The following is an 8,199-nucleotide window of genomic DNA, read 5'->3' on the forward strand; positions in this document are numbered from 1 at the left end:
CGCCGCGCTCCCGCCGGCCGTCGCCGCCGGCGGGACGACCGCCGCCCGCGGGACGACCGCCGCCGGTCGGTGCCTCGTCCTCCAGCCGCAGGGTCAGCGAGATGCGCTTGCGGGGCACGTCCACGTCGAGCACCCGGACCTTGACCACGTCGCCGGACTTCACCACGTCGCGCGGGTCCTTCACGAAGGTGTGCGACATGGCCGAGACGTGCACCAGGCCGTCCTGGTGCACGCCGACGTCGACGAATGCGCCGAACGCGGCCACGTTCGTCACCACGCCCTCCAGCACCATGCCGGGCGTCAGGTCGCCGATCTTCTCCACGCCCTCGACGAACGTCGCGGTGCGGAACTCCGGGCGCGGGTCGCGGCCGGGCTTCTCCAGCTCGGCCAGGATGTCGGTGACGGTGGGCAGGCCGAACGTGTCGTCGACGAAGTCGGTCGCGCGCAGGCCGCGCAGGATCGCCGACCTGCCGATCAGCGCGCGCAGGTCCTGCCCGGTGGAGGCGAGGATGCGGCGGACCACCGGGTACGCCTCGGGGTGCACGCTGGACGAGTCCAGCGGGTCGTCCCCGCCGGGGATGCGCAGGAAGCCGGCGCACTGCTCGAACGCCTTCGGCCCGAGCCGGGCCACCTTCTTCAGCTCGGCCCGGGTGCGGAACGGCCCGTTGGCGTCCCGGTGCAGCACGATGTTCTCGGCCAGCCCGGCGCCGATGCCGGAGACGCGGGTGAGCAGCGGGGCGGACGCGGTGTTCACGTCCACGCCGACGGCGTTGACGCAGTCCTCCACCACCGCGTCGAGCGAGCGGGACAGCTTCACCTCGGACAGGTCGTGCTGGTACTGCCCGACGCCGATCGAGCGCGGGTCGATCTTCACCAGCTCGGCCAGCGGGTCCTGGAGGCGGCGGGCGATGGAGACCGCGCCGCGCAGCGACACGTCCAGGCCGGGCAGCTCCTGCGAGGCGCACGCGGAGGCGGAGTAGACCGACGCGCCGGCCTCGGAGACCACCACCTTGGTCAGCTTCAGCTCGGGGTGCTGCTTGATCAGGTCACCGGCCAGCTTGTCGGTCTCCCGGCTGGCGGTGCCGTTGCCGATCGCCACCAGCTCGACCCCGTGCGCGGCGGCGAGCGTGGCGAGCGTGTGCAGCGAGGCGTCCCACTGCCGGCGCGGCTCGTGCGGGTAGATCGTGTCGGTGGCGACCACCTTGCCGGTGGCGTCGACCACTGCCACCTTCACGCCGGTGCGCAGGCCCGGGTCGAGGCCCATGGTGGGGCGGGCGCCGGCCGGCGCGGCCAGCAGCAGGTCGCGCAGGTTGGTGGCGAAGACCCGCACCGCCTCCTCCTCGGCCGCCTGCCACAGCCGCATCCGCAGGTCCGCGCCGAGGTGGATGAGGATCCGGGTGCGCCAGGCCCAGCGCACCGTGTCGGCCAGCCACCGGTCGGCCGGCCGTCCCCGGTCGCTGACGCCGAAGCGGCCGGCGACGGCGGCCTCGTAGCGGCTCGGGCCGGTGGCCGCGCCGGCGTCGCCCTCGGCCTCCGGGTCCATGGTCAGCTCCAGCACGCCCTCCTTCTCGCCCCGGAGCATGGCGAGGATCCGGTGCGAGGGCAGCTTCGGGTACGGCTCGGCGAAGTCGAAGTAGTCGGCGAACTTCGCGCCGGCGGACTCCTGGCCCTCGCGTACCCGGGAGACCAGCCGGCCCCGCGACCACATCTGCTCGCGCAGCGTGCCGATCAGGTCGGCGTCCTCGGCGAAACGCTCGATCAGGATCGCCCGCGCCCCGTCCAGCGCGGCGGCGGCGTCCGCGACGCCCCGGTCCGGGTCGGCGAACCCGGCGGCGACCGTCTTCGGGTCCTGCGTCGGGTCGGCGAGGAGCGTGTCCGCGAGCGGCTCCAGCCCGGCCTCGCGGGCGATCTGCGCGCGGGTCCGCCGCTTCGGCTTGTAGGGCAGGTAGATGTCCTCCAGGCGGGACTTCGAGTCGGCGGCGAGGATCTGCGCCTCCAGCGCCTCGTCGAGCTTGCCCTGGCCGCGGATCGACTCCAGCACGGCGGCGCGCCGCTCGTCCAGCTCGCGCAGGTAGCGCAGCCGCTCCTCCAGCGTGCGCAGCTGCGCGTCGTCGAGCAGGCCGGTGGCCTCCTTGCGGTAGCGGGCGATGAACGGCACGGTGGCGCCGCCGTCGAGCAGCTCGACGGCCGCCCGCACCTGACGTTCGGCGACGCCGAGTTCCTCGGCGATCCGCTGGTGCACAGACTGGGTCACGATCTGATCCGCCTTCTCGGGTGGGTTCCGTCGTGCATTCTGCCCGCTCCGGTCGGGAGCCTCGCACCGTGCCGCTCCCGCGCCGACGGTGGGACGGACCGATATCCCGAAAACGGACTTCCGGCCTCAGAAACCCCTCTAGCCTCCAATCAGGTGATTTCCTACGTGTCTGGAGCCCGGGTGAGCGCTGAGAAGGTAGTCGTCATCGGCCAGGGGTACGTCGGTCTTCCGCTGGCCATGCGGGCCGTCGAGGCCGGCTTCGACGTGGTGGGCCTGGACGTCGACGCCGACCGGATCAAGCGGCTCGCCTCCGGCGAGTCGTTCGTGGAGGACATCCCGGCTGACCGGCTCGGGCGGGCGCTCGGCAGCGGTCGCTACCTGCCGAGCACCGAGTACGCCGACGCCCGCGACTTCGACGTCTGCGTGATCACGGTGCCGACCCCGCTGCGCGACGGCACGCCGGACCTGAGCTACGTGGAGCAGGCCGGGCGGGGCATCGGCCCGTACCTGCGGCCCGGCGTCACCGTGGTGCTCGAGTCGACCACCTACCCGGGCACGACCGAGGAGCTGCTGTGTCCGCTCCTGGAGTCGGCCAGCGGACTGCGCGCGCCCGGCGACTTCCACCTCGGGTACAGCCCGGAGCGCATCGACCCGGGCAACCCGACCTGGCGGCTGGAGAACACCCCCAAGGTGGTCTCCGGCGTGGACGCGCCCTCGCTGGAGCGGGTGGACGGGTTCTACCGCCGGATCGTGGAGCGGACCGTGCCGGTCTCCTCCACCCGGGTCGCCGAGCTGACCAAGCTGATCGAGAACACGTTCCGCCAGGTGAACCTGGGCCTGATCAACGAACTGACGATGCTCTCGCACCACCTGGGCATCGACGTCTGGCAGGCGATCGACGCCGCCGAGACGAAGCCGTTCGGGTTCATGCCGTTCCGGCCGGGTCCCGGCGTCGGGGGGCACTGCCTCCCGATCGACCCCTGCTACCTGTCCTGGCAGGTGAAGCGGCGACTGGGCCGCCAGTTCCGGTTCATCGAGCTGGCCAACGACGTCAACCACGAGATGCCCGAGCACGTGGCGCAACGGGTCATGGCCGGGCTGAACCGGACCGGCCGGGCCGTCAACGGCGCCCGGCTGCTGATGCTCGGCCTGGCGTACAAGAAGAACACCGGGGACATGCGGGACTCGCCGGCGGTGGACGTCGCCCGGCGGCTGTGCGACCTCGGCGCGGACGTCCGGGTCGCCGAGCCGCACGCCGAGGCGCACCAGATCCCGGGCGGCGTGCTGGTGGTGCCGCTGACCGAGCAGGAGGTGGACGCGGCCGACGCGGTGGTCGTCACGACCGACCACGACGTCTTCGACTACGAGATGGTCTCCCGCCGCGCCCGCTACGTGTTCGACGCCCGCAACCGGTGCTCCGGGCCGATGGTGGAACGGCTCTAGGGCACGGCGTGCCCCGCGGGTCGCCGGCTGCGCTAGCGTGGCGATCATGGAGGTACCTGCGGATCCGCGGGCCCGGCGGCTCTTCGGGGGCAGCGCCCGGGCGCTCGGCGACCTGGCCGCCGGCCCGTTCCGGGCCGACCGGGACCGGATCGTCGGCTCGCCGTTCTTCGCCCGGCTGAACGGCGTCACCCAGGTGATCAGCCCGGGCGGCTCCGGGCTGCTGGTGCACAACCGGCTCACCCACAGCCTCAAGGTGGCGCAGGTGGCCCGGGCGATCGCCGAGCGGCTGACCGCCGACCCGGCCCACCGGGACCTGCTGGAGAAGCTCGGCGGCTGCGACCCGGACGTGGTGGAGGCCGCCGCGCTCGCCCACGACCTCGGGCACCCGCCCTTCGGGCACCTGGGGGAGCGGGTCCTGGACCGGCTGGCCCGGCAGCGGCTCGGGCTGGCGGACGGCTTCGAGGGCAACGCCCAGTCGTACCGGATCGTCACCAGCACCGAGATCCGCGGCGCGGCGACCACCGGGCTCGACCTGACCGCCGCGGTCCGCGCGGCGATGCTGAAGTATCCGTGGACCCGGCTGGACCACCCGGACCCGCACCCCCGTCACCTCGACCCGGCGCCCCGGGGCGCGGCGGCGCCGCCGGACGATCCGGACAGCGGGTCGGTCAAGTTCGGCGCGTACCGCACCGAGCTGGACGACCTGCGGCAGGCGCGGGAGCCGTTCGCCGGGCGCATCCCGGACTGGCAGCAGACCCCGGAGGCGTCCGTCATGGACACCGCCGACGACATCGCGTACGCGATCCACGACGTGGAGGACTTCTACCGCGTCGGGGTGCTCCAGCAGGGGGCGGTGGCCGCGGAGCTGATGGCCTGGCAGCGCGAGTACGGGCACCTGCGCTCGATCACGGCCTCGGCGTTGGAGGGCGCGGGCCGGCGGCCGGGGGCGGCGATCGAACGGCTGCGCCGGCAACTGCACCGCAAGGACGCCTGGATCGCCGACGACGACGCGTTCGCCGCCGCGGTCGAGCACGTCCGGGAGGAGCTGGTGGAGGGGCTGCTGGCCCTGCCCTTCGACGGCTCGATCGAGGCGGAGCAGTACGTCGCCCGGTTCGCCGCCCGCTGGTCCACCCGCTTCGTGGAGGCCATCACGGTCACCCCGGAGCCGGACGTCCGCTCCGGCCACGTACGGCTCGACCGGGCCCAGTGGCACGAGGTGCAGGTGCTCAAGTTCGTCCACCACCGGTTCGTGCTGGCCCGCCCCGACCTGGCCCTGCACCAGCGCGGCCAGGCGCGGCTGCTGGGCACGCTGGTGGAGGCGCTGTGGGAGTGGCTGCTGGACCCGGAGGAGGAGTCCCGGCTGCCCCGCCGGCTGCACGACCTGGTCGAGCTGGCCGAGGCGGAGCTGCACCCGCGTACCCCGGACCGGATCGGCCGGGCCCGGGGCCGGGCGATCGTCGACTTCGTCGCGCAGCTCACCGACGGGCAGGCGGTGGCGATGCTGGACGCGCTGTCCGGCCGCTCCGGGGCCCTGTGGACGGACGCCTTCGTGCTCTGAGGCCGCCTCAGCGGGCGGGCACACCCTTGACCACGAGGTCCGGCGGCACGTCCCGTACCACGCAGGCGCCCGCGCCGACCGTCGCGCCGGCGCCGACCCGCAGGCCCGGCAACACCACCGCGCCCGCGCCGATCAGCGCGGCAGTGTCGAGGCGGCAGTCGCCCGACACGGCCGCGAGCGGGTGCAGGGAGACGTGGTCGCCGACCACGCAGTCGTGGGCGAGGGTGGCGTTCTGGTTGACGTGCAGGTGCCGGCCGGCGGTGACGTTGGTGGTGATCCGGCCGCCGGCGAACACCACCAGGCCCTCGGCCGACACGAGGTCGGGGCCGACCGTCGCGTCCGGGTGCACCAGACTCGCCACCGGCCTGCCGTACGTGTCGGCCCGCGCGGCCACCGTCCGCCGTACCCGGGGGTCGCCGAGGCCGAGCACGACGTGGGTCTCGGGCGGCAGCTGCGCGAGCGCGGCCACGGTGCCGAGGTATGCGGCGCCCGTCGCCTCGGCGCGCTTGCGGTTGCGCTCCGACGGGTTGTCGTCGACGAAGCCGACCAGCCGCCACGGCGGCCGGGCGGAGGCGTCGTTGACCGCCGCCACGATCTGGGCGATCTCCCGACCGTGGCCGCCGCAGCCGACGACGACGAGGTCGAGGGTCACCGGGACCCGCGTCCCGCGGTCGCCGGCACCTGCCGTTCCGCGGCGGTGCCCCGGAACTCGTGCGCGGTGGCGGCGCCCGGCGCGCTGATGCCCTGTCGGCGGAGCACGGCCACCGCGGTCCGCGCCAGGATGCGGGCGTCGAGGCGCAGGCTCCAGTTGTCGACGTAGCGCAGGTCGTAGGCGAACCGCTCCGCCCAGTCGAGTTCGTTGCGGCCGTTGACCTGTGCGAGCCCGGTGAGCCCCGGCCGGACGTCGTGCCGGCGGAACTGCTCGGCGGTGTACAGGTCGCGGTAGCTGGTCGGGAACGGGCGGGGCCCGACGAGGCTCATGTCGCCGCGCAGGATGTTCCAGAGGCTGGGCAGCTCGTCCAGGCTGGTGGCCCGCAGCCACCGGCCCAGCGGGGTCAGCCGCGCCTGGTCGTCGCCGGGGGAGAAGGTACCGCTTCCGCCGGCCATGGAGCGGAACTTCAGGATGGTGAACTCCCGGCCGTACCGGCCGATCCGCCGCTGCCGGAAGAGCACCGGTCGGCCCAGGCCGATCAGCACCGCGACCGCGACCGCGGCCAGGATCGGCGCCGTCACGAGTAGGGCCGTCAGCGCGACGACGACGTCGACGCCGCGTTTGACGGCCGCGCCGCGGTCGCGGTGCGAGCGGGTCGTCGAGGGGGCTTGGTCTTCCACGCCTGGGGAGAGGCGAACCTGCATGCTGTCCTCCGGCCGCTGACTCGTCAGCGAACAGAGTACGCAAATATGCGCAGAAGGAAGCCTTGTCCGGTTTTTTCGGCGCGTCTCAGGCGATCGCCTGCCACCAGCCGTCCACCGCCGGCGGCTCGTCGACCACCACCCGCTCACCCGGGCGCGGCACGGCCAGCCGGACGTCCCGGGCCTTCGCCTCGGCCCACAGCCGGTCCACCGGCTCCGACCAGTCGTGCAGGGCCAGGTTGAAGGTGCCCCAGTGCACCGGCACCAGCAGATCGCCCCGGACGTCGAGGTGGGCGGCGACCGCCTCCTCGGGGAACATGTGGATGTTCGGCCAGGCCCGGTCGTACGCGCCGATCTGCATGAGCGTGAGGTCGAACGGGCCGTGCTCGGCGCCGATCTCGGCGTATCCGTCGAAGTAGCCGGAGTCACCGGTGTAGAAGACCTTGCGGTGCGCGCCCGCCACCACCCAGGAACTCCAGAGGGTGCCGTCGCGGCGCAGGCCGCGCCCGGAGAAGTGCTGCGCGGCGGTGGCGGTGACGGTGAGCCCGCCGACCCGGTGGCTCTCCGACCAGTCCAGCTCGACGATGCGCTCCTGCGGGACGCCCCACCGGTCCAGGTGGGCGCCGACGCCCAGCGGCACCAGGAACGGCGCGGACTGGTGGTCGAGCAGCCCGCGCACCGTGGCCATGTCGAGGTGGTCGTAGTGGTCGTGCGAGATCAGCACGGCGTCGAGTGGGGGCAGTTCGTCCAGCCGGACCGGCGGCTGGTGGATGCGTCGCGGGCCGACCAGCGCCGACGGCGAGCACCTGTCGCTCCAGACCGGGTCGAGCAGCACCCGGTGCCCCTCGATCTCCACGAGCGTCGACGCGTGCCCGTACCAGATCGCGTTCAGCTCGCGGGCCGGATCGGACGGGGTCGGGTCGGCCGGGCGCAGCAGCGGCACCCCGTCGAGGTCGCGCCGTTCCGGCATGCCGGACAGGCCGCGCGGCCCGGCGCCCCGGGCCAGCGCCAGCGTGGCCGTGGCCGCGAACCGGTCCCCGGCGCCGCAGGTGTCCGCCACGTGGTCCGGCACGGACGTCGGCGGCACCACCACCGGGCTCCCCCCGCCGTGGCAGAGCACCGCCCCGTCCGGGCCTGTCGTCACCGCGACCGCGCCGACCCGCCAGCGGTGGCGCAGCTCCTGCCCGGCGCGGGTGGCCGTGGAGAGCCGGGAATCGCCGCCCGCGTCGCCGGTGAGTCGGCGCAGCTCATCGAGGTTCGGGGTGGCCAGCCGGGTGCCGGGTACGGCGGCGGCACCCCGGGGGTGCGGGTCCCAGACCACCGGGGCGGCGGACCGGGCCAGCTCGGCACGGAGCGTCGGCTGCCGCAGCAGCCCCCGGCCGTAGTCGCTGACCAGGATCGCGCGGGCCCGGCCGAGCAGCTCCCGTACCGCCTCCGACGGCTCACCGGGCGCCTGCGGGTCGCCGCCCCGGTCGAGCCGCAGCAGCGTCTGGCCGCCGGAGCGCAGCCGGATCTTCTCGGCGGTGGCGCCGGGCAGGTGCACCGGGTAGACGTCGACCCCGGCGGCGGCCAGCAGGTCGGCCAGACGGGC

The 8,199-nt window shown here is 74.2% G+C and carries 5 protein-coding genes and 1 pseudogene; 2 read left to right on the forward strand and 4 right to left on the reverse strand.

Annotated features, from left to right (window positions below):
* Positions 1-2,292: pseudogene (locus tag HUW36_RS20050) on the reverse strand (Tex family protein); the annotation flags it as partial.
* A 142-nt stretch (positions 2,293-2,434) separates the two neighbouring features.
* Between HUW36_RS20050 and HUW36_RS20055 the strand changes: the two are divergent.
* The gene (locus HUW36_RS20055) at positions 2,435-3,697 is read left to right on the forward strand and encodes a nucleotide sugar dehydrogenase (RefSeq protein WP_174529582.1); all 1,263 of its coding nucleotides are present in this window, start codon (positions 2,435-2,437) and stop codon (positions 3,695-3,697) included.
* Positions 3,698-3,743: 46 nt separating this feature from the next.
* The gene (locus tag HUW36_RS20060) at positions 3,744-5,255 is read left to right on the forward strand and encodes a deoxyguanosinetriphosphate triphosphohydrolase family protein (protein ID WP_174529583.1); all 1,512 of its coding nucleotides are present in this window, start codon (positions 3,744-3,746) and stop codon (positions 5,253-5,255) included.
* A 7-nt stretch (positions 5,256-5,262) separates the two neighbouring features.
* On the opposite strand, the gene HUW36_RS20065 is transcribed toward HUW36_RS20060, so the two are convergent.
* From HUW36_RS20065 to HUW36_RS34540, 3 genes are all read right to left on the reverse strand, one after another.
* On the reverse strand, positions 5,263-5,907 hold the full coding sequence (locus HUW36_RS20065) for a NeuD/PglB/VioB family sugar acetyltransferase (RefSeq protein ID WP_174529584.1): 645 nt from the start codon (positions 5,905-5,907) through the stop codon (positions 5,263-5,265).
* Positions 5,904-6,611: a sugar transferase gene (locus tag HUW36_RS20070; RefSeq protein WP_174529585.1), complete on the reverse strand. Its 708-nt coding sequence runs from the start codon at positions 6,609-6,611 to the stop codon at positions 5,904-5,906. Before HUW36_RS20070 ends, HUW36_RS20065 begins: the two co-directional genes overlap by 4 nt.
* Positions 6,612-6,696: 85 nt before the next feature.
* A partial coding sequence (locus HUW36_RS34540) for a PfkB family carbohydrate kinase (RefSeq protein ID WP_246248239.1) occupies positions 6,697-8,199 on the reverse strand: 1,503 nt, incomplete at its 5' end.

The organism is Micromonospora maritima (assembly GCF_902825405.1).
GTDB classification, from domain to species: domain Bacteria; phylum Actinomycetota; class Actinomycetes; order Mycobacteriales; family Micromonosporaceae; genus Micromonospora; species Micromonospora maritima.

Bases quoted from the DNA above. Each gene is read 5' to 3' on its own strand.
- HUW36_RS20060 (WP_174529583.1), top strand. From the start codon at position 3,744: ATGGAGGTACCTGCGGATCCGCGGGCCCGGCGGCTCTTCGGGGGCAGC.
- HUW36_RS20070 (WP_174529585.1), bottom strand. From the start codon at position 6,611: ATGCAGGTTCGCCTCTCCCCAGGCGTGGAAGACCAAGCCCCCTCGACG.